This is a genomic window from Paenibacillus sp. MABNR03, assembly GCF_050455445.1.
GTDB lineage: Bacteria > Bacillota > Bacilli > Paenibacillales > Paenibacillaceae > Paenibacillus > Paenibacillus xylanilyticus.
The window spans coordinates 1,163,900-1,190,525 of sequence record NZ_JBCIYR010000001.1 but is presented as its reverse complement, the minus strand read 5'-3'; the positions used below and the strand labels follow the sequence as shown (position 1 = coordinate 1,190,525).

General features: G+C 38.6%; 22 protein-coding genes and 2 pseudogenes. 14 read left to right on the top strand and 10 right to left on the bottom strand.

Going from position 1 to position 26,626, the window contains the following annotated elements:
• The 9 genes and pseudogenes from ascB to AAIH57_RS05090 all read left to right on the top strand — a co-directional run bounded on the left by ascB (nucleotide 1) and on the right by AAIH57_RS05090 (nucleotide 10,389).
• Nucleotides 1-1,413, top strand: a complete 1,413-nt coding sequence (gene ascB, locus AAIH57_RS05130) for a 6-phospho-beta-glucosidase (protein ID WP_430020785.1) — start codon at nucleotides 1-3, stop codon at nucleotides 1,411-1,413.
• A gap of 95 nt (nucleotides 1,414-1,508) precedes the next feature.
• Nucleotides 1,509-2,042, top strand: a complete 534-nt coding sequence (locus AAIH57_RS05125) for a hypothetical protein (protein WP_430020784.1) — start codon at nucleotides 1,509-1,511, stop codon at nucleotides 2,040-2,042.
• Nucleotides 2,043-2,659: 617 nt separating this feature from the next.
• Nucleotides 2,660-3,160 carry a hypothetical protein gene (locus AAIH57_RS05120; RefSeq protein ID WP_430020783.1) on the top strand — a complete coding sequence of 167 codons (501 nt, stop codon included), beginning with the start codon at nucleotides 2,660-2,662 and terminating at the stop codon, nucleotides 3,158-3,160.
• A 419-nt stretch (nucleotides 3,161-3,579) separates the two neighbouring features.
• Complete coding sequence (locus AAIH57_RS05115; protein WP_430020782.1) at nucleotides 3,580-5,559, top strand: ATP-dependent nuclease; 1,980 nt, start codon at nucleotides 3,580-3,582, stop codon at nucleotides 5,557-5,559.
• 22 nt (nucleotides 5,560-5,581) lie between these two features.
• Nucleotides 5,582-7,519, top strand: a complete 1,938-nt coding sequence (locus AAIH57_RS05110) for a UvrD-helicase domain-containing protein (protein ID WP_430020781.1) — start codon at nucleotides 5,582-5,584, stop codon at nucleotides 7,517-7,519.
• Between the two features lie 91 nt (nucleotides 7,520-7,610).
• Nucleotides 7,611-8,007: pseudogene (locus AAIH57_RS05105) on the top strand (ring-cleaving dioxygenase); the annotation flags it as partial.
• A 216-nt stretch (nucleotides 8,008-8,223) separates the two neighbouring features.
• Nucleotides 8,224-8,469: a hypothetical protein gene (locus AAIH57_RS05100; protein ID WP_430020780.1), complete on the top strand. Its 246-nt coding sequence runs from the start codon at nucleotides 8,224-8,226 to the stop codon at nucleotides 8,467-8,469.
• A 391-nt stretch (nucleotides 8,470-8,860) separates the two neighbouring features.
• Entirely contained in the window at nucleotides 8,861-9,025 is a 165-nt protein-coding gene (locus tag AAIH57_RS05095) for a hypothetical protein (RefSeq protein WP_430020778.1), read from the top strand.
• Nucleotides 9,026-9,549: 524 nt separating this feature from the next.
• A complete protein-coding gene (locus AAIH57_RS05090) occupies nucleotides 9,550-10,389 on the top strand; it encodes a hypothetical protein (RefSeq protein WP_430020776.1) in 840 nt (279 codons plus the stop codon).
• A gap of 45 nt (nucleotides 10,390-10,434) precedes the next feature.
• On the opposite strand, the gene AAIH57_RS05085 is transcribed toward AAIH57_RS05090, so the two are convergent.
• Nucleotides 10,435-10,776: a helix-turn-helix domain-containing protein gene (locus tag AAIH57_RS05085; RefSeq protein ID WP_179264778.1), complete on the bottom strand. Its 342-nt coding sequence runs from the start codon at nucleotides 10,774-10,776 to the stop codon at nucleotides 10,435-10,437.
• Nucleotides 10,777-10,905: 129 nt separating this feature from the next.
• Between AAIH57_RS05085 and AAIH57_RS05080 the strand changes: the two genes are divergently transcribed.
• Entirely contained in the window at nucleotides 10,906-11,232 is a 327-nt protein-coding gene (locus AAIH57_RS05080; protein WP_430020775.1) for a hypothetical protein, read from the top strand.
• A 56-nt stretch (nucleotides 11,233-11,288) separates the two neighbouring features.
• Here the strand turns inward: AAIH57_RS05080 and AAIH57_RS05075 are convergent, their stop codons facing one another.
• Nucleotides 11,289-12,323: a tyrosine-type recombinase/integrase gene (locus AAIH57_RS05075; RefSeq protein WP_430020774.1), complete on the bottom strand. Its 1,035-nt coding sequence runs from the start codon at nucleotides 12,321-12,323 to the stop codon at nucleotides 11,289-11,291.
• A gap of 56 nt (nucleotides 12,324-12,379) precedes the next feature.
• Nucleotides 12,380-12,640, bottom strand: a complete 261-nt coding sequence (locus AAIH57_RS05070) for a helix-turn-helix domain-containing protein (protein WP_430020773.1) — start codon at nucleotides 12,638-12,640, stop codon at nucleotides 12,380-12,382.
• 130 nt (nucleotides 12,641-12,770) lie between these two features.
• Between AAIH57_RS05070 and AAIH57_RS05065 the strand changes: the two genes are divergently transcribed.
• The 4 genes from AAIH57_RS05065 to AAIH57_RS05050 are packed head-to-tail and all read left to right on the top strand — an operon-like array spanning nucleotide 12,771 to nucleotide 17,896.
• Complete coding sequence (locus tag AAIH57_RS05065; RefSeq protein WP_430020772.1) at nucleotides 12,771-13,466, top strand: Tn7 transposase TnsA N-terminal domain-containing protein; 696 nt, start codon at nucleotides 12,771-12,773, stop codon at nucleotides 13,464-13,466.
• The gene (locus tag AAIH57_RS05060; RefSeq protein ID WP_430020770.1) at nucleotides 13,444-15,420 is read left to right on the top strand and encodes a hypothetical protein; all 1,977 of its coding nucleotides are present in this window, start codon (nucleotides 13,444-13,446) and stop codon (nucleotides 15,418-15,420) included. Before AAIH57_RS05065 ends, AAIH57_RS05060 begins: the two co-directional genes overlap by 23 nt.
• Before the next feature lie 17 nt (nucleotides 15,421-15,437).
• Nucleotides 15,438-16,424, top strand: a complete 987-nt coding sequence (locus AAIH57_RS05055; protein WP_430020769.1) for an AAA family ATPase — start codon at nucleotides 15,438-15,440, stop codon at nucleotides 16,422-16,424.
• Complete coding sequence (locus AAIH57_RS05050; protein ID WP_430020768.1) at nucleotides 16,421-17,896, top strand: hypothetical protein; 1,476 nt, start codon at nucleotides 16,421-16,423, stop codon at nucleotides 17,894-17,896. The genes AAIH57_RS05055 and AAIH57_RS05050 overlap by 4 nt, the downstream gene beginning before the upstream one ends.
• 779 nt (nucleotides 17,897-18,675) lie before the next feature.
• Here the strand turns inward: AAIH57_RS05050 and AAIH57_RS05045 are convergent.
• The 7 genes and pseudogenes from AAIH57_RS05045 to AAIH57_RS05015 form a co-directional block, all read right to left on the bottom strand.
• Nucleotides 18,676-19,033, bottom strand: a pseudogene (locus tag AAIH57_RS05045) (extracellular solute-binding protein); the annotation flags it as partial.
• Between the two features lie 135 nt (nucleotides 19,034-19,168).
• Nucleotides 19,169-19,567 carry an RDD family protein gene (locus AAIH57_RS05040; RefSeq protein ID WP_175398552.1) on the bottom strand — a complete coding sequence of 133 codons (399 nt, stop codon included), beginning with the start codon at nucleotides 19,565-19,567 and terminating at the stop codon, nucleotides 19,169-19,171.
• Between the two features lie 345 nt (nucleotides 19,568-19,912).
• Complete coding sequence (locus AAIH57_RS05035) at nucleotides 19,913-22,423, bottom strand: WG repeat-containing protein (RefSeq protein WP_430020767.1); 2,511 nt, start codon at nucleotides 22,421-22,423, stop codon at nucleotides 19,913-19,915.
• A gap of 92 nt (nucleotides 22,424-22,515) precedes the next feature.
• Nucleotides 22,516-23,931: a hypothetical protein gene (locus AAIH57_RS05030; RefSeq protein ID WP_430020766.1), complete on the bottom strand. Its 1,416-nt coding sequence runs from the start codon at nucleotides 23,929-23,931 to the stop codon at nucleotides 22,516-22,518.
• The gene (locus tag AAIH57_RS05025) at nucleotides 23,910-24,452 is read right to left on the bottom strand and encodes a sigma-70 family RNA polymerase sigma factor (protein WP_175398549.1); all 543 of its coding nucleotides are present in this window, start codon (nucleotides 24,450-24,452) and stop codon (nucleotides 23,910-23,912) included. The genes AAIH57_RS05030 and AAIH57_RS05025 overlap by 22 nt, the downstream gene beginning before the upstream one ends.
• A gap of 132 nt (nucleotides 24,453-24,584) precedes the next feature.
• Nucleotides 24,585-24,863: a hypothetical protein gene (locus AAIH57_RS05020; protein WP_175398548.1), complete on the bottom strand. Its 279-nt coding sequence runs from the start codon at nucleotides 24,861-24,863 to the stop codon at nucleotides 24,585-24,587.
• Entirely contained in the window at nucleotides 24,850-26,625 is a 1,776-nt protein-coding gene (locus tag AAIH57_RS05015) for a hypothetical protein (RefSeq protein ID WP_430020765.1), read from the bottom strand. The genes AAIH57_RS05020 and AAIH57_RS05015 overlap by 14 nt, the downstream gene beginning before the upstream one ends.
• Nucleotide 26,626: the final 1 nt, after the last annotated feature.

Genomic DNA, 26,626 nt, shown 5'->3' with positions numbered 1-26,626 from the left:
TTGAAAACTGTACCATACACATTTCCTGAAAACTTTTTGTGGGGCGGCGCAGTAGCCGCCAATCAGGTCGAAGGGGCTTATTTGGAAGATGGAAAAGGATTGTCCACGGCAGATGTATTGCCGCATGGGATTACAGGTCCAATCTTGGAAGTGCCCGAAGGCAAATATCCTTCTCATGAAGCCATAGACTTCTATCACCGTTACCAAGAAGACATTGCACTGTTCGCAGAGATGGGTTTCCGCTGCTTTCGTACATCCATTGCGTGGTCAAGGATTTTTCCGGAGGGAGATGAGGCGCTTCCTAACGAAGAAGGACTTCAATTCTATGAGCGGTTAATCGACGAGTTGCTGAAATACAACATAGAACCTGTCATTACCATCTCTCATTATGAAATGCCATTAGGACTATCTAAGAAATATGGTGGCTGGAGAAGTCGGAAGATCATTAGATTTTATGAACGTTATGCAAAAGTTCTGTTCGAAAGATTCAAGGGAAAAGTCAAGTATTGGATGACGTTTAATGAAATAAACATACTTGCTCACTATCCTTTTACAGGCGGTGGAATCATCGCACGTGAAGGAGAAAATAAGAAACAGCTTCAATATCAAGCTGCACATCATCAGTTCATTGCGAGTGCTCTTGCTGTTAAAGCATGCCATGAAGTTATGCCAGAGGCTCAGATTGGATGTATGTTAGCCTATATTCCTGCATATCCGTTAACGAGTGCCCCTGAAGATGTTTTTGCTGCGCTACAAGGAGAGCGGGAAATCCTGATGTTCGGAGATGTACAAGCTAGAGGGGGATACCCTTCATATGCTGCACAATTTTTCAAAGAGAATGACGTGGTGCTTGAAACAGAAGCCGGGGATGATGATATTTTAAAGAGTTATCCTGTGGATTACATTGGTTTCAGTTACTATATGAGCCGTGCAGTTAGCGCAAATCCGGATGGGAAAGAAACGACGGCCGGCAATCTATTCGGTGGAGTGAAAAATCCATATTTACCTTCATCGGAATGGGGTTGGCAAATTGATCCGCTTGGTTTAAGAATTGCTCTAAATCTATTGTATGATCGCTACCGGAAACCGTTGTTTATCGTGGAAAATGGTCTGGGAGCAATAGATAAGGTAGAAGCAAACGATGTTATTAATGATGATTATCGGATTGACTATCTGCGCGAGCATCTCTTGCAAGTTTCCAAAGCAATTCAAGACGGTGTTGATCTGATGGGATATACTAGCTGGGGGCCTATTGACCTGATTAGCGCATCTACGGGAGAAATGAAAAAACGGTACGGATATATCTACGTTGATAAAGATAATGCTGGCCAAGGAACTCTAAGAAGAATAAGAAAGAAGAGCTTTAACTGGTATAAGAAAGTTATTGAATCAAACGGTTCAGACTTAGACTAGAAGAACCAAGATATACTATAACTGTTGAGAAGAATCTTATTATCAACCTCTTGGATCTCTTTCCAGGAGGTTTTTTTCGAAAATTTTATGGGGCTATGTTAAGTAAAACAAAGGATAACAACCTAAACCTGAATTTGCCGATAAAGATCTTCTTTACACAAAGCAAAATAGCGGGCTGGCTGGTTCGGAGGCTTCTTCGTGTCGAGAAAGTCCGACTTGAAGCAAAAGTCAAAGTCAATGATTATGCTCATAAATGGGCTGGCGGAGAGGAAGATGCTAAAGTCATTTTCGGCCAGTTGAGAAAAGCCGGGTTGGACTACATTCATGTAACCGAATATAAGGCTTGGGAACCTGCGTTTGAGAAGGAAGAACCTTCACTGGTGGAACTTGCAAAGAAATACGCAAGAACGATAATTATTGCTAATGGTCAACTTGAGAGCCCTTCAAAGGCATCCAAAATTATCGGACATGATAAGGCGGATCTCGTAACATTAGGCAAAGGAGCTTTGGCTAATCATGATTGGGTTGAAAGAATCAAACAAGGAAAGTCGATAGCCGAGCTGGATAAGGACAAAATATTAAGACCTTATGCAACGGTTAAAGATTATGAGATCCTTGCTAACTGGTAACCCACATTGTTTTTAGGCAACATTCTTTTATTGGAAGGGACAAACTCAAGTGACAACTGTAAATGTGGACAGACTGACTTCCCTATTAAGAATGTATACTCAGGCCATATCAGAGTGAGCGACTATTAAAATTAAGCAAAGAAAATCCGACTACCATCGGATTTTCTTTGCTTAACAGGAGATACACTACCTTTTAGGATAGGGTATCGAAGAGCAATGACTTCTTTTGTTGAAGGTTTTGTCCAGTCTGACTAAAGAACCCACTCTACCCAGTCTTCCCAGATGTAACTTTAGAGCAGCTCCAATCAAAATGTAGATTGGGGCTTTAACTAGTCTTAAGTATTTTATATTCTCTGAACAGAAATAATTTATTTGGGAACATGAGTGATTTATGAAATCCAAATAGAAAATAATAATCCATTGATCTGTTTAGCATTGCCGAGTGCATTTTTATAAAATTTCGAATAAACAATGCATCTTCCAAGTTAGGGTAAAAGTTGAAAGATGCTCATCCATGATGTAGAATTCAGTCGAAATGATAAAGGAGTTCGAATGGGAAGTAGGGAATATTTACTATTATAGAATCAATGAATAGCTACGAAGAAAAGAGTGATAAAGTGGCAAAGAAAAATAATCCCTTTGATGAGAAAAGCTCAAAGCAGCTTACCGATATACTAAAGGATTTATTTGGGGACAGCGATCTGCTTCTTATGTTGAATAGAGAATACAAACCGCTCCCGTTGAAGAAAAAGGGCGATATTGAGTATGATATCAGGTGGCACACGACTGATCTCGAAAAGTATGGACATAAGATCATTCATGTAGCCCAGAACCAATTTGGGGAGAGTGTCATGATTTACCGCTTAATGTATGGTGACGGGATGGATGATGTAAACATTCATCTTAGGGTGAAGGTCATTTCCAAAGATGGGGTAAAAGTACCTGATTCGAACGTCCACGTACATGTTGAGAACAAACATATGGATATTGCAGATATAAAGATTGAAGGAGAGCGGGTTAATAGGGGTTACGGGTCAATCATGATGGAAGGGCTAATAAAAATAGTCCATGAGATGCAAAACAAAGTTATTACCGGATGGATTTCCTCAGTAGACTGAGATCACATCGACAGGTCGGAACATTTCTACAGAAAGCATGGTTTCGACTGTCAACTCGATCATCATAATAAGCGAGGTACCATAGTTTGGGTTAACCGAGAACTTGGATTTACTCAATATTGACAATGGTGATTTATCAGCCTGATAACAGACGAATGAAATCAAAAATTATTGTTCAGAGTAAAATGTCGAGGTACAAGAATATATTCCCATTGAAGCCGCTAATTTTAAAGGAGAGGGTTATAGCATTCAAGTTAATGAATGCTATAACCCTCTCGAAAGAAACCGGTGAAAGTGAATTATCTTTAATGTTTCGAAACATTAATTTGAGTTTCACTTAACACTGGGGCGTTCGACAGGTTTGTCAAGGGAATGTTTAAATTAATATAGACTGACTATAACTTAATGGAGGCATTCAAATGCATATATCTAGGTTGAGTATCTCAGGGTATAAGAATACTAAAGAGAAATCTGAAATCAAACTTAACAAAGGACTTAATGTACTTGTTGGGGAAAACGGCTCAGGCAAAACCACTATTATTAATGCATTGAGACTTGCTTTACGAGAAAATGAATTCTCATATATGAATATAGATGAGGATGACTTTTATCGTTCTTTTGATAATAAATACTCCGCTCCTGAAATTAGAATCGATCTTTTATTTGAGTCTCTTAATTCAGATGAACAAGTAACTTTTCTATCATGGTGTGATGCAGATTTTAAAGCACAGTTGCATCTAGAGATTAACGCGAATCCTAATCGAAAAGGCTACTACAAGAAAGAAATATGGGGTGGTGCTGCCAAATCTAGCATTTTTGAAGAAGAAACATTTGAATGCATTGATTGCATATATCTACCGCCTCTTAGAGATGCAGAGGAAAAACTCGTTAATGGTAAGAGATCCCGATTGGCACAACTTTTAAAAAAGCAATATGGTAACAATAAAGATACACTCGTGCAGAGCGTAAGCGAATTTAATAAACAAATTACAAATAATTCTGAAAATAAATACAATGAGATTGAATCAGCAAAGAAAAAAATAAATACAAAACTTGAGGAAACACTAGGACAACGGTTAGGTCAGAGTATCAATCTGCAATTCGCAGAAACGACTTTTAATAAGATAGTAGAAAGTATCAAAATGGTCTTTTTCCCTGGCATCCAGCAGAATGATCCAGATAAGTACAGAGATATTGCTACAAATAGTTTGGGATATAATAATCTGTTGTACATAGCTACTGTTTTTGCTGAACTCGAATTATTAAAAGATAACAATATGATGACCGTGTTGTTAATTGAAGAACCAGAAGCACACCTTCATCCTCAACTTCAGGTGAAATTCATAAAATATTTAGAAGAGATAACACGTAAACTTGAACACGCACAAGTTGTTATTACAACCCATTCACCAGTGCTTGCTTCTTCAATAAATACGGACAATTTAATTCATATTACTCAAAAGGAAGAAAAAATTATTGCGACCTCATTGAAAGAAATCAATTTGGGTGAAAGTAAAAACTATATTAACCGGTGGCTTGATGTTACAAAGTCTACGTTGCTTTTTTCTAAAGGAATCATTTTGGTGGAAGGTATAAGTGAAGCAATGCTAATTCCCTCTTTAGCAAAGATAGTATTGGCAAGACATAATAAAGACTTGACTGGGACAACGAGAATGTTGCCCAACTCTTTGGAAGAAGCAGGTGTATCTATAATCAACATCAATGGTATCAACTTTAAACATTTCATGAAGCTCTTTGTAAATTTCGACAGTTCCACAAATTCGAATCAATTACCAATCTACTGCTCTGGAATTACAGATAATGATCCTCCTAAAACCAAAGAAAATATTTATGATAAAAATGGTGTATTAAAGTTAGATGAAGACCAAGAACCGTTATTCACACTCGTAGACATTTTTCCTTTACCTGGAGAAGAACCTTTAGGTGCAAATAGCGCATTACTACTAATTGAGGAAGTTAATAACAGCATTTGGGGAAGATTGTTTCACTCACCTTTAAAGACGTTTGAATATGACTTAGCTATTGAAAAAAACACTAGTCAGATGGCTGAAGTGCTTTTTAATTTATGGCCAAAACCCGGAAAAGTAAAAACGCGTTGCGAAAAAATTTCATTGAAAAACAATCTGTACGATGAAAACGATCAATTATTAGCAGAGGATGCTAAATACATTTTTAAGCATATAGATGTTGAAGAGGTTGGGAAAGGCGTTTACGCACAGAAATTGACAGATTACTTAGAGTTACAAATAAATAAAGAATGGGACCGTGTTGATGATACCAAATCCAATATCAAAAGCGTTTATTCAAATATAGGTGATGTAATAAAAGTTCCAAGTTACATAGAAAAGGCTATTCTCTGGTCATGTGGCGGTGAATAAATAAATGGATAATAAATATAGGATGGAACAAGAAGTAATAAGAACTTTATGTGGAAATAAACATGAAATTAATGATGCATATATTTCACTTATTGAAACTAAAGTAAAGGAGAAAACTGAACAGCAGTTAGAATATGTTCTTTCTCCTTTAACTGAAAACATTTATTTGGAAGCTTGTGCTGGCAGCGGAAAGACCGAAGTTGTTGGCATGAAAACTGCTTATGAAATAAGTAAATGGGACTATAGGAACCAAGGAATTGCGGTGCTCACCTTTACTAATGAAGCTATGGACACTATAAAAAAACGAGTGGGAATGTTTTCTGATCTAACTTCCTTATATCCTCACCATATTGGAACTTTATCGGGATTTATACATGGGTTTATTGCACAACGTTTTGGATACAAATATTCGAAACATAAAAATAGATCTGGTGATACTTCATATACGTTAATAGATAAAAATATGGAGATATTTGATAATCACTGGTTAAAAAAATATGAGCTTCCTTATACAAATCGTAATACAACTCATCAGTATTCTTATGCTAACCAAATTTACTATGATCATGAAAACAAAGATATAATTATTTATAATTCTGAAAGTAACAAGTTCACATTGAAAGAATATTATGAGTCTGCCGAATTCCAAAAGTTTATTCGAAATTATAGAGAAAAAACTGGCAATAATCAAGCCTTAGGAATCAAATATATACGAGATGAGATAATCAAAGTAAAACAAAATTTTTTAAAAGATGGTTTCGCGAACTTTGAGGACATCAACAATATGGCGTTCAACGTCTTAACAAAAAATCCCAAGATTGCAAAACTAATAGCAACACGATTTCCTTACATTTTTATAGATGAATGTCAGGACTTATCATTGGTTGAAATAAAAATTCTCAATCAATTAAAGGCAAGTGGTGTCATTCTACATTTTATTGGAGATCTAAATCAATCAATTTACGAATTCAAAAATGCGAATCCTAACACCACTAAGCAATTTTTGTCTGACTTCAAAAAGTATTTCCTGACAGATAACTTTAGAAGCTGCAATTCAATAGTACAAACATCGAACCAATTGTTAGGCATCACATTATCTATCCGTGGTCATGAAATAGATAAGTTAGGGGAGAGAAGTGTCTGCTACTTGGAATACACTGATCGATCTTTAATAATCAATCAATATCTTGAGTTTCTAAAAAATGTAGATATTCCTTTTGAAAAATCAGCTATTTTGGTAAGACAACTGACAATGAAACAAGATTTAGAAAACGATTCTCGAATGAGTAAACATCCAATTTTGGATTCTTTACAACTTTGGATTCAAAATACACCAAGTTCAAGACTAATTGCTCTTGAACTTGCAAGCAAGCATATACAAAAATGGTTTGGTGGTGCTAGAGCAAAACACAGTTTTTATTGTCCAAATTCAATCGATTCTGTTTTTAGATGGAGAATTTTTATTAAAGACTTTCTAGAAGGTTGCTTAGCATATGATGATTTAACGAAATTTGACAATGTTGAGTATACTACTTGGTATAAAAATTTCAATAAAAATTCCTATAAGATACTAGATAAAGCTTATCAAAAGTTAAAAAAATATGATAAAGAAAACAGAGATTTCAGCACACTACCTAAATTAAATGCTCCCCGAGGTACTGCTAAAAGCAAAATTTTGAAATATAACAAAAAGGATAATTTAAATTTGATATCAATAAATACGATCCACTCGGCTAAAGGTAAAGATTTTGAAAGTGTTATGGTAGTCTCAAGCAGTCATAATTCAGGAAGTGGACATTGGAAAAAGTGGATTGATAAAGAGCTTGAAGCTGGAAGGATAGGTTATGTTGCTAACACCAGAGCAAAATTTTCTTTAGTGTGGGCTGTTCCAGTGATGAAGGATGAAGAAAGAGATAGGCTTGAATCTTATGGATTCGTTAATGCTAATAATTTTTCTTGAATACTTTAATTTTAAGTTATACCCGCACGATTGTGAAATAGTTTTCGTTTGGAAGTATTGGCATGATGCTCCTCAAAACTTATCTTATCAAGGACGTGAAGATGATATTGCTTGTTATCGTTCGACAGCGGATATTGAAAATGTAATTGATCTTAAGATGTCTGCTGTACAGCGTGGAGAAATGGGCGTTGCACAGTTCATCATATCGCGTGGAGAGCAGAGGATGATGAGGATCAAATCAATTGGCAGCAATATGTGCATAACAACGGATATGGAGTGACCTTTGTACAGGATCGTAATTACTTTAATGCAATCTACTTCAGAGAGCATGGTGAAATCTTGTTCGAGAATGCTACAGATCCTCCAGGTTTCGCTCATGATGAAACTCCACAATGGGCTCTCATTTAATGTTACCACCACAGTATGAGACTCACAAAGCCAAACTTGAACAAGGATTACTTCCCTTTGCGGTAAGAGAGTTGAATTAATTCCAGTTCAGAAGAGAAAGTTTGTAGTGCACATCATGGAACGGCACAATTGTACAAATTCACTTTGTGGACGATATATTTCATCATAAAACTGGTTAGTCAGGAGAATGATTATAATGAAGAAATATGAGAAAACAAAAGAAAGGATCCAAAGCAAGTTTTCTCCCCTCATTCAAACCGCCGGGCAGATCATTGGGGTGGATCTCTGAAAATAGAATGAACTTGCCACGGGCAGTTGTCGATTCTGTCCTTGATAATGTGAAGCAACATTCCAGTAAACCATTTGTTGTCGGTTATCGCATTTCTCCAGAAGAACCGGTTATTACGTTAGAGGATACGTTCCAGTTGGTTGATCAATTGGCTGAAAAAAATCTGGACTATACCCATCCTCTGAATGAAATTTGGCGAGAATCCATTTGTAATGAGCATGAGACCCAACCTGTTCTTGAGCGTCTTCAATAGCGAATTGACCATAAGATGCCTTTGATCGGTGTCGGTTCCATCAAGAAGGCAGATCAGGTTGTTGAGGCGATAGACAAAGGAATTCGGCTTGTAGCAGTTGGGCGCGCACTGATTCTTGACCCGGGTGGATATAATGCATTTAAACCATTGTTTTCTTCTCCCAAATGGGTAAACCGACCTTTGAAGTTGAAGGGTCGGTATTTTTTGTTTAATTTGACATTCAATTATTATGGCAGAGTGTCATTTGCATATGAATTGTGTTATCCTTTGGGTAAATTGTCACTCTTCATATCCGAGGTCAGGACGAAGTTTCGATTGAAGAGTTTGCTACTTTAAATGAAGAAAATCAAGAACTGACCACCACATTAAATTATCTCTATGGGGGATTAAAATGAGTAAAACGAATGAAGAGTTTATTAAACAACAGCAAGTTGGTGACCTCCCGAAAGTGAAACTCATGGCTCCTTCGTTAGATGGTGGTCCTGATCGCGAAGTAACTGTTGTTTACCAGCGAAAGGCAAACTATGGTACGCCATCATTCCTCAAAGATAAATGAACGATTTGTAATGAAAAGCCAGCATTTAAATGCTGGCTTTATTCGATATATGTGATACTGGAAGTATTACGTCATGTTGATGTTTTCCTCAATCAATCCCATTTTGAAATAGAAAGTTTCTCAACAAAATAATTCTAATAACGTTCAAGCAAGTGTGGAACACAAAATTTCAGAACTCATTTAGCTTTATAAAATAATGCTAGGTGAAAGGCAACAACAATTGCTTAGTTGAATTGAATTCTACAAGTTTAAATGAATAATTTAGTACGCTTAAAAACCTTGGATTGGATGTTTTGCTTAATAATTGGGGTTATCAGGCAGTACTCCATAGCAGAAATATCTTCATACAGTTGGCATATTAAACCATATGAAATGAGAAAAATTACGAGGAATATAGATAAAGATAGACACATTTATCCATATATTGAGACCAATTCCGATACTCACTACTCTTTACTTTGAATAAAATATATAAAAGTAGTCAATACCACTCACTAATTGCTGAGGCAAAGGAGAATAGATTAGTGAGCATAGAAAAAATCATTCATTTTGTTCAATCATCAAACTATGAGCAAATGCACAGTTCAGGTGCAAAAGTACAATTTCTGAGACAAGCCATAGGTGAATATCAATCATCCCTTGGACTTCAGAGACTTGAGTGGACAGAACAAAATGTGGTTGGCAAATTTATTGCAACTAAAGAGTACGATCTGAAAAATCAGCAATTGTTTGATTTATTTGATAATCATGGTGTTCTATCTAAGGTGGTCCGAATTAAATTAAACAACCTAAATGAGTCAGAGAAATTATCACTTCAAGAATTCTATACAGCTAGCAACCAATACTTAAGATTTTCTCCGATTAGAGCTAATAGTGGCCACAGAGAAGAGGAACTCTGTGCGTATAGAAAGAACATCACAAAAAACAACATATACTGGCTTTTAGATCAATGGAAACATTATAAAAGGATTTACTCTAGCTTTGTTGAACAGTGGGAATCCATACGTAATCTGGTATTTAAGGAGATGCTACGAAAGAGCCAGCACAAAGTAACCTTACCTATAGGGAGGCTAAGTGTAGTAATTCCAAATCCATACATTGATTCTGATGCTGCATATAGGTTAGGAGGGAAAAATCTGATACAACGGATTGGAAAGATTGATATGGAGCAAGTAAAATTATATGCAGCTAGAAGATACTTCTCATTATCACAAGTGTATGAGCTTCTAAATGTTCAGAACATCCAAACGAAATATTTGCTTTTAACATTAACGAGTGAGCGTAATATGATGGAGGGATTAGTACAGCAGAATAATAGATACTCTTGGATTAACATACAAAGTGAAGCAGCCTGGAAGGAATAAATGAAACACAAAAAAGCCGATGTCAGATACATCGGTTTTTTTGCGTTAACTATCGAAAAATTCAGATAAGAGCAGGTTAACCTTTTTTAAATCGGAAGATTTCATAGGCCAAAGCTTCTCATTAATTTCGTTTAGCAATTTCTCTTTATCATTTTTGCCAGTCTTAACATACTTGCTGTAAAAAAAGAGTTCATGGACATTGACTTGAAGAGCATCCGCAATTTTCTGAAGATTTAACAAGGTAATATTTTTCTCAGCACGTTCGACGCCCCCGATGTAGGAGAAGTGAAAACCAGCCATTTCGCCTAATTCTTCCTGTGAATATCCTTGTTTCTTTCTTAATTCGCGGACACGTTGTCCTACTAATCTTAAAACAGGTTCGTTCATTGCCACACCTCTAATTCAGTCTAAACAATGGGAAACCTCCGATACATTAATGTATATAGATTATTTAATTAAAATGATAAGTTTATATATCAATTTGTCTGGGCATAAATGATAAAGGAGGTGTAGAGGATGACAAATCACTTAAAAGCAGATGTTGGAATTGCTACCATAACAGCTCAAGGAATTTTGTTTAACGGAAGATTATATACCAATCGGGAAGTGATCAAGAAAAGGTGGTTTGACATGGCTAGAAATCAAGGAGAGTGGAAGATTCCTGTTGTTCATATTGATAACTATCAAGAAGCAATTCTAATTATTTCAGTAAAATATCAAGAGGTGAGTGTCGCTACTTTGGTAAGCCTAGAAAAGAGAAATTTAAATTATGTGGAGGAATACCACCATCGATTGAAACAACTCAAGCAGCTTAGGAAGAACATTACAAAACAAATCAAATAACCTAGAAATAAAAAATGCCTTGCTTTAATGCTAACAAGGCTTAGGGTAATTATTGTTCATTCAAGTAGGCTCGACAAAATGAAGTATTTCTCGAGAGATTCAATATTCCGTTGAGCCAGCTGTTGTTTCATATTACGTATGTTATTTCTTTCTGCATATTGAAATCCAAAAGAATGTGTAAGCTGGCGAACAGTAACTTCTGAAGCTCCAAATTTTGAAGCATATTTTTTAACCATAACTTGAATTGTACGCTTTGAAATTCGTTTGCCATACAATTCTCCGTTAGGTTTAGCTAAAAATAAGGCTGGTTCTTCAGGTTTAGGAGCATAAGTGTCAATTCTATCTCTTAAATATTTATGCAAATAGGTTTTGGCACTTTCTCCAAACAAAATGCGATGTTTTGTTCTTATTTGGGAGTGTTGCCTAGTCACGATAATATAGCCATTCTGTAAGCAGATATCATTGAGATCCAAATTGACAAGATCGCTTACTAATATTCCAGATTCCAATAACAAGGTGATCATACTAACATCGCGATCACGGTTTTGATTGTGAAACCATTGTGCTTGAGAATTGTTCATCTTTGTTACGTCTTCCTGAACAAACTTAATGAATGCGGGGATTTCGTTGGCACGTAAAATTTTTTTCTGCAACTGATGTGCAACTTCACTATGATTCCTAGGTCTACTCATGGTAAATGAAGCAAAAACATTACGTCTCAGAATAGGGTAGCCGTCGTTCCCAAATTCTTGATGTAGAAACCCAAACAGCGACCTTAACGAGTGCATCTTTCGCAGCATCGATGAATATTGTAAGTTCCTAGACGATGTTAAGTAATTCATATACTGTTGAACATGATCTGGGCTTATATCATTTAAAAATTGTAATGTCAGTACACTTATATCAACATCTGGCCATAGTTTTGGCGATGCCCAATTAAAGAATATACCAAAATCTCTTACATATTCTAAAGCAGAAGAAGGGGACAGGCCATTGTCTATTTTAGTTTTAATGAAACTCTGTACTGAAGGAGGTACTTTATCTAATCGGATTAATAATTTTTCTAGGTCTTTACATTCCTGAACTTTCATAGTTATCACACCTTTGGTATCGTTTTTACAGCTTTTGTTCCCAATATACTTATATTTTATACATTCCTAAGGTTACTTTCTTTGTTAGAATCGTTTTGAAGCTGTCCATTAAAAAGTGTTTCAAGTGGTATGTTCAAAACTCCTAGAAGTAAATAGAGGTTGTAAGCACTAATTACACGCCCACCCCTTTCAATGTTAGCTAAAGAAGATCGAGCAAGATGAAATTCTTGGCAAAGCTCCTCTTGTGTTTGGTTTCTCATCTTACGAAGTTCTCGTAGACGTCCCCCGAGCCATTTATAGAACTCTTTTTCAGACATCCAAAACTCCTCCTCCATCTACTAGTCTATTACTTCCTAGTATGTTCATAGAGAAACAGCACTTATACATAGGCAAGTATAAAAAGTTGGTTTTTTGTTCATACATTAGAACAAGAATGAAGGGATGATCATGTTGAACAAAAATGAATTCATGAAGTACGAGCCAATCAAGGTTCCGCGAGGTAAAAAATACGGAAGCAATTATTGGATTCCACGTGGAAATAAAGTGGGGAAACGTACTCTTGAGCTTTATAGTGATCTAGAGTTTGAGCACTGGCTCACCGTAGAAACAAACTCAGATGTAATTACATATTGTGAGCAGCCTTTAGAGGTAACATATCTACGAAATGAAAGAATTCACAAATCAATCTTTGATATGTGGATTCTAAATCGAGATTATTCGGAAACGTTTGTCGAAGTTAAATATGAAAGAGAACTTACTTCAACAGAACCGAAGTATGATCGAACTAAACGTCAGATTGAGGCCCAACAAGAGTGGTGTAGAAAGAATAATGTGACCTATGAGGTTCGCACAGAAAAAACAATTAGAAAGGGGAGACATTCCATTGAGAATAGGATTGCTATTACATCAGCAGTACTCAACAGTAAAAAGCCAATATGTACGTTAGAGGTACTAGACTGTATCTCCTTAGACCGAAAAAAAATTTCAGATATATTTCAAGGTTTATCACATTATCCTGAAGATCAGATAAACCTAGCAATTAAATGGTTGTACTATGAAGGGCATGTGTGTGCAAATATTGAAGATCAAATCTTTGGAAGAAATTTGGAGGTGTATAAATGTGAGCAGAGAGCGGGTATATGAACAAATCGGCTTAGCAACTGAGCAAACGAACTTAGAACTATGGCCATCGGTGGATGAAACTTCCCTAACTGAAATAGAACGTTTTATCTATAATAACCGTAAAAAGGCTGTGACAATGTATTTTCAGCGAGTTAGCTTAGAAGAAATCAAGCAAGAAACGGGAATAGTACGTCAAAACGTTAGAAGATTCGTCAAACGATGTATGCAATATGATCAGATGGGTATTGTTTGGGGGTTTAGAGCTCTAATTCCCCAGAAAAATGTAAAAGAATATCAATTGAATGTCTTCAATAAGAAACAAAACAAAATGCGGAGGACTGGTGAATTTAATCGTTTCCTTGAAAGATACCCTGATCTTAAAGAACTCATAGAGGATCTATTCCGTGGAAGAAAGGGACGTTCCATAGAGCCAGTCATGAAAGTAAAGTACATTCACAAACGTTTCGTTGAAGAATGTCGTAAGAAAGGAATTACACAAGCTGATTACCCTTTGAATACGGAGTGGATGGGATACAAAGCAGTACAGCGTTATGTTAGACGTATTAGTTATGAGGATTTCACGAGATCTGCAGAACGATTTGGCAACGACGCTCTACAAAAAGCGAGACACGTTGGAGAAGGGCAACAGAATCAACTCTCAAACTTATTTCCATTTCAAAAAGTCCAATTTGATGCCCATAGAATTGATGGTTATTTTGTGGTTGAAATGCACACTCCTGAAGGGGATATCGTAACAAAAGTATTAGAACGTTTCTGGGTTCTAACGATCATTGATGTAGCAACAAGGAGTATTTTGGGATACCATATCAGTTTAAGTCATGAATATAGTGCAAGTGATTTTATGCAATGTGCTCGAAATGCTGTTAAACCACATAAACGACTAGAACTTACGATTCCAGGGTTGTCTTATCATCCAATAGGGGGATTTCCCTCAGAGAAGTTTCCAGAAATAGCATGGGCTGTGTGGGATGTTATTTGTTTAGATAATGCTAAATCTCATTATGCTCGAATGGTAAAAGATCGCCTTGAGAATTTAATTGGTTGTTTTATGAATTTTGGACCGGTAGCTCTCCCTATGAGAAGGGGGATTATAGAACGTTTTTTCAAAACATTAGAGGAAAATGGATTTCATCGTTTGCCAAACACTACAGGAAGTGGACCAAAGGATCCGAGAAGAAAAGATCCTGAAAAACAAGCTATTCAACTGAACATTACATATGAGCACTTAAAACAGCTCATTGATGTATTAATCTCAAATTACAATGGGACACCTCACGGTGGAATATACCATCAGACTCCTTTAGAACTCCTTGAGAAAAGATTGAATGTTTCTGGGCTAACGCCACGAATTTTAGAGGAAGATAAACGATCGGAGATACTCTTTATGCAAACGATACAAAAACGAACTATCAGAGGGTCACTGGGATCAGGTAAGAAACCGTATATTCAATATGAAGGGGTGCCTTATCGAAGTGATAAACTTGCAAATTCAGCATTTTTGATAAACACGGAGGTTACCCTTCATGTGAATGTTGATGATTTAAGGACTCTAAAAGCATTTCTACCGGATGGAAGTGAGTTCGGATATTTGACAGCAAGTGGGAGGTGGTCTTTAACTCCACACTCATTACAAACAAGAAAAGCGATCAATTCCTTAGTAAAAGAAGGTTTGATTCATTTAACAACGTGGGATGATCCTATCTATATTTATACTCAATATATTATGAATCAAAAAAAATCAAAAAAGATGGTAAATAAACATGTCAAACTAATGGAAGAGAGTACGTACAAACCGGATAATTCACCAAGTGATCGAAAACAAGCTTTGGAAGAAGCTTTAGTCCAGCATGAAATGCTGGATAAAGTACGCGAAGAACAAATGAATAGAGAAAAGCTAGATGAAATGGGCAATTACGATCGTTTAGCAAAACAATTTAAAACTAAAATGTATTAATTAAGGAGAGATCAGTAATGAGTAAACAAGTTGTACCTGTAGGAACACACCCCATTGAAGTGGGACACTACAAGCTCCCAACTAAAGAAGTGCTTCGATTAATGGAAAACATTAAAAAAATTGTAATGAATCGATTACCTGGAATGATTGTATACGGGCGCCCCCGTTTAGGAAAAACAACAGCATTGAAGTTTGCAATAGAGAACTTACCAAATTATCTTCAATCACCAATCCCTATATTTATTGCTAACAGTAATTCATACAGGGTTCCTAGCGAAGAGAAGTTTTATTCTGATCTCCTGTATGATTTCAACTTTCCGTTTATAGCACGAAGAAAACCGGGTGAAATGAGAAATCAAATCGTTAATTTGCTAAAAGAGAAGGCGGAGACATCTGGCACAAGGAGGGTCATCGTCATTATGGATGAAGGACAAAATTTAACCGAAGCTCACTATCATTGGCTAATAGACATATACAATCAACTTGATCGTGCAAGGATCAGTATGTCAGTGATCTGTGTAGGGCAAGAAGAGTTACTGACTAGGAGGACTTTTTTTCTTGGACAAAGAAAGTCACAAATTATCGGGCGATTTATGACACATGAGCACCGTTTCTTCGGTATCACTTCACTAGGAGACATCAAAAGTATTCTTCGCTGCTACGATTCATCTGAAATTTCGGAATACCCGGAAAACAGTAATTGTAGCTTTACCCAATACTTTTTTCCGGAAGCATATGCTAATGGGCAGCGTCTAGAGAAAGATGCTGATATTATTTATCGACAATTTATGGACCTTCGCAAGCAACATGGTGTAACATCAAAGCTTGAAATTCCTATGGAGTATTTTACTTATGCCGTGGAAAACGCTCTGAAAATTTACGGAGCACACGGGGATAAGTTTGAATGGATTACTTCACAACAATGGTTGGAGGCCATTAAAATAACGGGTTATATCGAATCTGAAATCTATATGGCTTTAGCACTTAAGGAAGGTACAAAATGAATATCGTGTGGAGAAAGGATTGGATTTATGAATACGAATCACCTTGGTCAATATTTGAAAAAGTATCTTTAGCTAATCTCGTAGGTCGAAACGAGATATTACATGTATTTGGCACGCCTCAAGTTAAAGGTATGAAACAACATATTGGTGACGTTCACAGAGAACTTATGTGCTTGACTGGGTTTAATTTAGATCTACTAGATGAAATACTTGGTTTTAATTTAAAGGAGCACAATCAGAAAATTATTCAGTCGTTGATCTCACCATTTCATGCTTATTTTAATAGTCCAGATCCATGGTTCTATAAAGATTTACATTGGTGTTCAAAGTGTTTGGAGGGGGGATTTCACTCTTGGTTACACCAGTTCAAGTTACTTGATGAATGCGTATTTCATGAGCTTAAATTGAACAATATATGTCCAAATTGCAAAGAAGGGATACCCTTTCTTTTGTCTAATAAAAGATTAGACTGTGCTTTTCAATGTAAGTGCGGCCACAGGCTTGCTATATTTCATGAATCTAGTTGGAACGAATGGATGGGGGCAGAACATATAAACCAAGCAGTTCTGCGTTGGATTCAATCGAACATGAATCAAGAAAACTTGGAGACAAAATGGATTGTCCATCCTAATCATTGTAATCTAAAAATGTTAATTGAAGAAGAACCTGAAGAAATTAAACATATTGTTTCAAGCGAGCCTATTCAGCAAAATTATTTTCACTCGAATCTCTTTCGAAAAGAACAATTAAAAATCTGCTCAAAAACTTTCCAGAAAATTGAGAAGAATTTACTTCAAGGAATTCTTCGGAACCATCATCATTGCATCCATCAACTATTGGAACTTAAAAAGAAGGATGACTTAGCGGAATTTCCTTTAATTTGTCCCTATGCATATGCTTATGTTTTTTGGAGAAAATCTTTACTGAAGGAAGTGCTTTTCTATGGGTTTGATCCTACAAGAGATGACCTAACATCGAATACTGCTCCTATGTTAATTGAAGATCACATAGAATATTTCGTAACACAACTTATAACGTTTCAAAAATTGACATATGGAACTATTGATAGAAATATTATATTTTGGTTTCTTGAGAAACTGGTTAGTGAATTTAGTGAGAGTTTCTTCAGAGCTTGGTTTGAAATAGCAGGGAAGAGAAGTGAGAAAATCAATGTTCCTAAATGGGGAGAAATTCTTGAGATGCGAGATAAATCATTTCCGAAAGTAGCTCTCAAGTGTAGCATTAACAAGCAAATAAATTATATTGAGTATCACCTTTCAAAAAGTAATGAGTCTATATCGATTAAATTCGATTGTCCTAACCAAAATGAGACTGCTCGTAGCAACATTAAAGCAATGAACTCGTATACACCACATGCAGTTGCACTGATGGTCAGAGGAAGCAAACCAGATATGGATCTTATTAAACTCCAAAAATCAGTTGAAGCATATGTGAAAAAATTGAATTTTTAAAAACGTTAATCTTCGTGGTAAAATTGATTAACGTTTTTTTGTTTGTTCTTGTTAAGAAGGTGAGAAAGAGGAACTTAAGCCTAAGGAACAATGTTCTTGTCTTTTAAGAAACAATGTTCTTGTCCTCAGACATTATGATTGTTAATACAATAGTTAAGTGGAGAAACATCGGAGATATACATATGTACAAAATACGAGTTTTGTGAAACAGTACTAAAGTTTTTGACGACTCATCATAAATATGTCTTTCCTATATTACAATTCAACTACAATTCAAATCATACCGTCTTTCGATCTTTTAACATGGATAAATGTGGCTTTTGTTATTTATAACCCCCGAGAAATTTTCAATTTCATATGGATAAATATGTGATCCATATTTTAATCACAACAACATCTCTAATATCGTATTATCTCCACAATTCAGCTATCCAATCTAATCTATCCAAATATAATATGCACCCATTACAGTTTTATAGTGAGCGCATATTATTAATACCGAATATTCTTTTGATTCTTTCCTACGTCATTTTTAATCCTCATGCACCCAAAATACTGTTCCAGGTATTGGATTTGTTTCCTTGCCCGACATAACGAATGAATTTGGCCTGAACCGGTTCAAATTCAAATGTTTTATAGGCAGCCTGTTATTGACTGGCCACGTTACTTATGACATATTGGTAATTAATACCATCTTTTGTTACTTCCAAATCAAAATAATTGGATCGCGTATGCCCATTAAATGAATGCTTACCTGCGCCACGTGCCGATCCCTGCCCGGCTCCCTTCTTATCCTTAAATGCCTGAAGCACCGTATGCCGTTCGTCGATCGTAGTCCCTACATCGAGTCCAGGCTCATCCAGCCAGTCTTTTCGGATAATCGGCTCTTGATAGGTTCGCAGCTTATCATCTCCCTGAATAAAGGGAAACGCGTAATAACTTCCACTCGCTGTGCGAATCTGCATATCAATGTCCGGATGCACGTTCAGGTACTACTTCAGATGAGGTGCGTATTGATCAATAACATCGTTTAAATCGCAAAATATATCCGGCTTTGATCTCTTTCTCCGGCCCACCGGGATAATTGCTCCACTCGTATTCAATCATATCCGGCAGTTCTCCGGACGTAAGAAGCACAACGCGGGTTTGTGATTATACTGCTGAAATCACAAAAAAACAGACCATAAATACCGCCATGGTCTGTGACAAGGGATATGATTGGATCCGATGATAAAGAATATATTGCGCCTGATCTCGCTCGAATTTTCATGTTTAGTCCCAGACGACTTCGGTACCTGCGATAAAATCATGTATTGCACGTTTGTCTTCACGTATCGCCACCATGAACACACTTACGATGAAACCAATGCCCAATGTGATTCCATATACAAGTCCTGCAACAATTACTCGCATAAGCATGGTTCCAATTCCAGGAGGCTCATGTGTATCGTATTTTCGAATTCGAATTCCGCAGATGCGTTTTCCAATGGTTCTACCGTACCAGAATGCTGGCAATAAAATGGAATACAATGCACTTAATATTTTGGCGATCGGTTCATCACTATCAAAGTTTCCTGTAATGAGTCCTGCAATAATCATTAAAGGCAATGCAATGATAATACCATCCAAAATACTGGCACCGAGCCTTATCCAAAAACCTGCTTTGTACAAAATGTTTCCTCCAAACTTTCTTTACTAATTTCGATGATTTTTCAGCTCACCTTATACCTTTGCAAAACCCTCTGTTCTACTATGGCGTAAATCACTCCCGCAAGAGCAAATAGCCCATGGATATCGTTCTGTTCAGATGATATGTCGCAACGATGTGGTCTCTAAACATCTGATCAAATACCCACGACCCTAGTAAACCGCAACCGACACTATATAGAAGCACCCTGGCAAAGATCTAGGGACATATTTACGCAGAAGCCGTGAAATCGGACACAAACAATCTAAATCCCCTCCCATATCTAAACACCATTCGTAGGCATTAGGTTACGGAGGTAATGGATTGGTTTACGATTGCTCGTGAAACGCTCTCCAAAACGAGCCCTCGGTATTAATGATATCTCTGATCTGAGTAAAAGGAATCGTAAACGTTGGAAATCCCGCCGCATAAGGAGCAATATCATAAGGATTGAAATATAGATGCAGCGCGTCTGCCGTGACAAAAAAGGGCTGATTCGGACTAATCCCTTCATAGGTATCCGGAAATACATAAGAATACTGCGGATCATTTTTGATCTGATCCCCCACAATCTGGCTCAACACTTTCACATAGTCACTATTGGGTTTAAATAAGTCCTTCAGTTCATACATCTGTCCAGTAGTGAGGTTAATAATGGCATAGATCATCGTTGGCATGCCATGTGCAGCTCCGAAAGGATAGTTATACCCCGTGAGCTGCAGCTGCAGCAGCTGTTGCTGGTAGAACGTAAGTTCAAAATCACCTGTATAGCTATAGTCCAGCTTCTGGTCGGCAGGTATCGCTTTGACCTGAGACAAGGTCCTCAATTTCAGATTAAGTGCTAGTTGTGCGGCTTGATCGGCTAATCCTTCCACCTGCGGGTAGTAGACGAGGTAATCGGGATTCGGTTTATACTTCTCTTCACGTACACGGTAAGGCGGATGAAGCGGAACGATCGTATTTTGCCGCCAAATGATCTGCCCGGCACGATTGACATAGGATAAGCGCTGATCTACATTCGCCTTGATTAAATCCGGTGCCACAACTTCGAGTGTACCTGACCCTTCCACACGAGGAAAACCTGGTGCAGGTCGCCCGCTTAGATCCAAAAGAACCGTCTGTCTTCCATCTGATGCAGAAGCTAAGCCTCCTCGATAATTGCTGACATCACGATATAGGAATTCCGTAAGTCTCCTGCCGGTGACATCTGCAATGGCATACAGAGAGCCTACGTAAGGCTGTTCCGGGTCGATCGCTTGCCCCAGCGCAAATCGCTGCTCTCCCAGATCTCGAATGTCATTGTAGTCGGGTTGTATGACAAATGCTCCCTGCGAATTGATTACACCATAGAGCGACTTGTAACCCTCCGCTGTGTTCACAATGGCGTGATCGCCGCTAAAAGGAAAGGCTGAAGTAAATTTCGGTTCAATGTGGACCTGACCACGTTCCTCCAGGTACCCGTATTTTCCCGAGGTTTCCCTCTGAAATGCCAGTAAACCATCTCCGAGAGGACCCACATACACGTAAGGATATGTCGCCAGTCTCTGCCCATTACGATCAATGAGTGCAAATTCATTGTCTTTGATCTGAACAACGGCTTTTCCGTTACTGAAATCGTAGGCTGATACGAATTGTGCCCGGATCACCTCATTGCCAGCAGCGTCCAGGTAGCCGTAACGACTGACATCCCCGCCTGTCTGACCTCCGGAAGTATCATAGAAAAGCGCACGCCCCTCCTTCAGATCCGCAATAAACGGATACGCCCGTTTGGTTAGCACATGACCTTGTTCATTGATCATTTTGAATCCTTGAGAATCTATGACGATTGCCCGTTCTTCTGCGAACGCATTAATGGATTCGTATACAGGCTGAACCACATACTGCCCATTCAGATTAATAACGCCTGCATTTCCGTCCTTAACAACGACTGCCAGACCATTTGGCTGAAAATCACGTGCATCATCAAGCACAGGTTCTAGTCGGATACGACCTTCTGCGTCCATATACCCCCACTTGGTTCCACTAACGGTTCTTACCGATATGGGGAATAACCACGTCGTTTCACGGACATGACTGCCTCCCATGCCCTGTTTAATCCGTTTCTCCAGCTCAAACAGCACTTCACGCGATGGATACGGTTCATGGAAGCTTAGCGCTTTCTGAACCGACATCAGTGCAGCAGGCAATAAACCGGCTCGGTACTGGGCATCGGCAAGGTAGTACCAGTAAAAGGTGTAATCCTGATATTGTTGGGTTAGTTGTTCATAGTAATGGACGACCTTGGGAAAGTAATACATGTACACATCCGTGGCGGGTACCCATTTCCCATTTTGCCACCGGATGATGTCTACCCGGTAAGCCTCCCCTGTATCATGTGTCCAGAGGGCAATCTCTACTTTTCCATCTCTTCCGTGCTGACCTGGCATATCAATAATCTCGGCATGACTGAAATAGAGATCTTCTGGTGCCACATCAGTTAACCCTGACTCCGTCCATTCATATACAGCAAGTTTGGACCAGATTGAACCGAGCTGCCAGCCAACGATAAGATTGTTTCTTGCAGTAGATGTCACAGGTGCAGCTGTGAGCAAGGTTACATTGTATCCCATGCCTTTGGTGACGGACATCTTCGTCCACTGACCTTGCACAAATTTCAAAATGAACAATGTCAATTCTCCATCCAGTTTATATACCGCAGCAATCTCCGGCATCCCGTCTCCGGTCAGATCTGCTGCATAAATAGCTGGATGTTCGACAGGTTTAAGTATAGTAACAACAGCAGCGCCAGCCGGAAGTTGTTGTTTTACAATTTGAGTTAACAGCGGCTCGCTCATGGACATATCTGTTTCCTCCCTTATGACCGCATTCGCCTAATGGTATGCATCATAACCCGGGATATGACATCTGAACGAATAAAACTGCTAACATCTCATTAAGAGATCTTATCGCGTAGTATTACTTTCTGACCGTTAAACATAATGTGGTTAACCTCTTGTATCGGAATGGTCTGGGTCGATATCCATTTCGTTATAGTATCCTCAATCCTCACAAACCCTCCTTTTGGTGTAATCTGTGTACCATCATTTAAATAGATCTCCAGACGAAGATCCTCGAGGGGAATTCGATTCATATCCATACCCTTCAGTGTTACACCTACGGAAGAAACGGTTACTTTGACATCTGTATCTTTATCAAGATGGACCGTAGCATCCCCCGTTTTGCTTAAAGCCTCTTCTTTCAAATTAAAACTTGTTTCCCACTGCCCCTTAATTATCTGATCATAGGTAGTAAACTTCCCTTTAAGCTGAAGATTTTCGAGTTGACTGATATCGGATATATCGAAGATATACTCTATATAGTCTCCACCGTAACCGATACCGTCTTTCATAAAAGAACCATAATAAATCGTATTCATTGGAATATTTTGTGGAGTACCTTGCTTATCGGTAAAGAAAAAATGACCATAATTGTAACTGCCCATTTCAATGTTGGGATTCACCTGAATATGCAGTTTTCCATCCACGAAACCTATATTGGAGATATATAACCAATCCATTCCCTCCAAAGGAATATGAGTTTTGTCACGTTGCAGTACATGAATTGAGCCCTCTTCATTAAATATCTTTGAGGATTCTCCACTCCACCCACTGATATCGTCTTTCATTTGATTCAGGGTAACGTAGTCATTCTGTTGATGCGTACTTAAAAGACTGGAAAGATTAAGTTGTACATCATAATTCTCATCTTTGGATGCACCAGACAAAAATGAACTTACACTCAACGTCATCCGGCTCTTCAGTTTTTTTCCTTGTATCAGAAATCGTACAACCGCTGTTTTTTCTTCGGCATCATAATATACGATCTGAGCGTTATTTGCCTGACCACCAGATACATGATAGCTATATATATCAAGTGTGGCATCAATTCGATCTTCCGTAAGATCCGTGAAAGAAACATATATTTCCGCAGTATTTCCATCTCTCACTGCACCAAGTGTCTGCATCCGTATGCCTTGATCTTCACTTAGCTTGTTTACTGGTTGAAGGATATTAATACGATCCGCACTCAGAAAGCGGAGAACGGATGACAGATCAATAACCCCTAAGGCTGCTGCTGCACCAGTAACAACCGTTAAGGATAAAACGGACGCAGCAGAAATATAGATGATCTTATGTCTCATTTTACTATTCGAGGATGTTTTCGAATTTTTCATTTGACTTTGAGCATCTACTTGAAGCCCAGCCTTCTCATAAAATATATTCTTGATATTCATTAGATTTTGTTCAGTTAAATGATCCTTTGAACGTGAAATGTAAATCACCACCTTTATTTTCTTTTCATCCACCAATCTCGCAGGTGCTTTTTAGAACGGTAAATTTTATTGTGGACCTGTCTAACTTGTAGGGATAATGCTTCTGAGATTTCATTAGGCTTTTGCCCATCGTAAAACCGGCGTTTCATAATCTCTCGATCCGGTTCAGGGAACGCTTCAATGGCTTGCTGTAAATCATTCTGTTCTTCTCGGCTGATGATTTGAGAGAGTGTATCTTCTGTTTCAACAACATGGATGCTTTCTTCGTACAGAAGTTCACTCCTTCGGTTCAATTTTCGATATCGATCAATCGCCTTGTGCTTAGCGATGGTTGCAAGATAATTTTTTAGACTACTACGTTCAGGCTGGAATGCTAGTGGATTTTGCCAAAAAGAAAAAAAGGTGTCTGCCACGCATTCTTCTATATCTTCTGTCGATGCCTTATGTAATATGGAATAAATGATCTTCCACAGTAAACCCGCGTAATGATCCATAATCCACGTCATGGCACCAGGATCGCGCCTTGCGACTGCTTCCCTGATCTGTTCCTCACTCATCGATGTTCATTCCTCCTCTCATTAGCTTAAAATAGCACTCCTACTTAAATTCGATTTAAAATTCCAATTTACTCACAATCCACAAAAAAAGATTTGCAGAGGCATACGCTTCTACAAATCTTTCAGTGCGCTTCAAGATGTTTCCTGAACACTTAGTTGCACATATTGAGTTAACCGGCAATAATATCGCAGCAAGAGCTCTTCATCACCGTTTCCGAGAGCCAGATGACGTCCTTCCATAATCATTGGCTCAACCACTTCCTGAAGAAACGTTAGTTGGAACCGCTTGGTCTCCTCGAGGAACTGTTCCAGTACTTCCACATCCCTCAGTGTAAATTGGGATATTCCCCGCAGCAGCAGTTCTTCTGCCCAACTGCCTACCTGCTGTATGAACTGACTATAGTCTTCCAAGTCTCCCCGTCCTTCCGTAACCCAAATCCATTTTCAGGCTGATTACCTGTTGACCCTTCAGGAAACTGATCGGATAAAACTTGCTCTGTTCAATTCGAACAAAAGCATAAAAGTGTTCGAGTGATGTGGCTCCATATCCTGACTCCAGACGCTGAAACATCGTTTGCCAGTCCATTGAATAAGGGAACGTCAGGGGAAGCAGCTCTCCGTCTTCACTTTCAACCGTCAGAATAAGATTCTGGGTTTGTTTATCAAAGCTGTGATCTACGATTCGGGCCACCCGAAGGATCGCAAGACGCTCCTTCGGTGGTGTGAAGAGATCAAATACCCGGGAATCCTCAAGGAGTACAGAAGATACATCCTGTAGGTATTTGCCCAGGTTCACATCTTCCACTTTTGTTCGCGTCATTAGTTCTAGTTTCGCGCCTTCTCCGGAGGATAGCCTGCGGTCTTCATTCACTTTTACCGTGTGAAATTGCAGCTCTTCCCCAGCGAATTGACGGAAGGTTACGTTGGATAACCAGGGAGTATATGCTCCATAGTGCTCTGAGTAGGAGAACGATTGATCGTCATAATAAACGGCTCGGACATCACTATACGTATACATCTCCTGGTCATCGAGGCAGTAGAAATAATACGTTATTCCGCGGTAACCGGACCGAGTCTCCCAAGCGTCCGCCCCCAGACCGTACAAGTGCAGCTGCGGAACCGTGAAGTATTTACTGCGAAAACTGCCTATGAGCTGACTCTGTTTAAACGCAGATACATTCTTCTGCTCCAACACCTCCAGCGCGAGATACAGTTTGGTGATCCGATCTAGCATGGACTGCATGGAGAAACGGATATGCCGGTTAAAAAACAGCTGCAGTTCACCCTGAATTCCTCGTAAACTGCGCTCAACGTCAGGAAGGTTGCCACTATGAGCCGCAATAGCCAATGTCTCGAGCTGAGCCATATAGGTTTGAGGCAGCCTGGCGAGTCCTGTGTTTAACATACCAGCAAGTATGCCCCGACTTTCGCGAACGGTTTGAATGGAAAACTTGGCTTCATATACCTTTCCGCTTAATGCTTCCGTATCGTCTACATTTTGTTGTCTTCTATATCGCAGTAAAGCTTCCAGCTTCGCCATGGTTCCAGCGGTCTGTTTCACCTTGCATAGAGCCTTGGCCAGGCTCGGTTCCTCGGTAAAAGAAACCTCAATGTCTTGTCTTACAAGCCGTACCGTAAGGAGTGAATCCTCCAAAATTTCAATCTGTTCGGGGTATCGCAACCTGAACAAAACCTCTTCGATCATTGAAGAGCTGTACGACTTCATTAATGTGGACAGGTCATACTCCGTCATCCAGCGGAAACGGGGGTCAATAACTGGAGATACCGCTTCCTCTCCTCTACCGAGGGAATTGACACTGGACTCGTCAGAACCTGCTTCAAGTTTTTCCACCTCTGTCTTATTAGCTCCTGCAGCATCTTCGTCCGTCTGATGCTCACGCTGATAATACAGGATGGAGATCAGAACATGTTTGCAGACATGATCTGACGGACAAGAACACGCCCAATGATCCAGCGTATCTTCCAGCGTACACAGGGTTCCATCGCTCAACTGGCAGCTCACAGAGGATGCATTCCACGTATATTGCACACTCACACCGTTATCCATATCTTTTAAAGACCGCTTGTATAATCCCTTGTTGGCATGCCGTATAAGAAAATCTTCGGTACACAGCTTCACGAATGTCCTGAATTTATGTTCAAAGTCATTCACG

Excerpts from the sequence above, each read along its gene's own strand:
- AAIH57_RS05125 (WP_430020784.1), top strand. The coding sequence starts at position 1,509 with ATGTTAAGTAAAACAAAGGATAACAACCTAAACCTGAATTTGCCGATA.
- AAIH57_RS05055 (WP_430020769.1), top strand. The coding sequence starts at position 15,438 with ATGAGTAAACAAGTTGTACCTGTAGGAACACACCCCATTGAAGTGGGA.
- AAIH57_RS05050 (WP_430020768.1), top strand. The coding sequence starts at position 16,421 with ATGAATATCGTGTGGAGAAAGGATTGGATTTATGAATACGAATCACCT.
- AAIH57_RS05095 (WP_430020778.1), top strand. The coding sequence starts at position 8,861 with ATGAGTAAAACGAATGAAGAGTTTATTAAACAACAGCAAGTTGGTGAC.
- AAIH57_RS05035 (WP_430020767.1), bottom strand. The coding sequence starts at position 22,423 with ATGTCCATGAGCGAGCCGCTGTTAACTCAAATTGTAAAACAACAACTT.
- AAIH57_RS05025 (WP_175398549.1), bottom strand. The coding sequence starts at position 24,452 with ATGAGTGAGGAACAGATCAGGGAAGCAGTCGCAAGGCGCGATCCTGGT.
- AAIH57_RS05115 (WP_430020782.1), top strand. The coding sequence starts at position 3,580 with ATGCATATATCTAGGTTGAGTATCTCAGGGTATAAGAATACTAAAGAG.
- AAIH57_RS05100 (WP_430020780.1), top strand. The coding sequence starts at position 8,224 with ATGAACTTGCCACGGGCAGTTGTCGATTCTGTCCTTGATAATGTGAAG.
- AAIH57_RS05080 (WP_430020775.1), top strand. The coding sequence starts at position 10,906 with ATGACAAATCACTTAAAAGCAGATGTTGGAATTGCTACCATAACAGCT.
- AAIH57_RS05065 (WP_430020772.1), top strand. The coding sequence starts at position 12,771 with ATGTTGAACAAAAATGAATTCATGAAGTACGAGCCAATCAAGGTTCCG.
- AAIH57_RS05075 (WP_430020774.1), bottom strand. The coding sequence starts at position 12,323 with ATGAAAGTTCAGGAATGTAAAGACCTAGAAAAATTATTAATCCGATTA.
- AAIH57_RS05070 (WP_430020773.1), bottom strand. The coding sequence starts at position 12,640 with ATGTCTGAAAAAGAGTTCTATAAATGGCTCGGGGGACGTCTACGAGAA.
- AAIH57_RS05085 (WP_179264778.1), bottom strand. The coding sequence starts at position 10,776 with ATGAACGAACCTGTTTTAAGATTAGTAGGACAACGTGTCCGCGAATTA.
- AAIH57_RS05110 (WP_430020781.1), top strand. The coding sequence starts at position 5,582 with ATGGAACAAGAAGTAATAAGAACTTTATGTGGAAATAAACATGAAATT.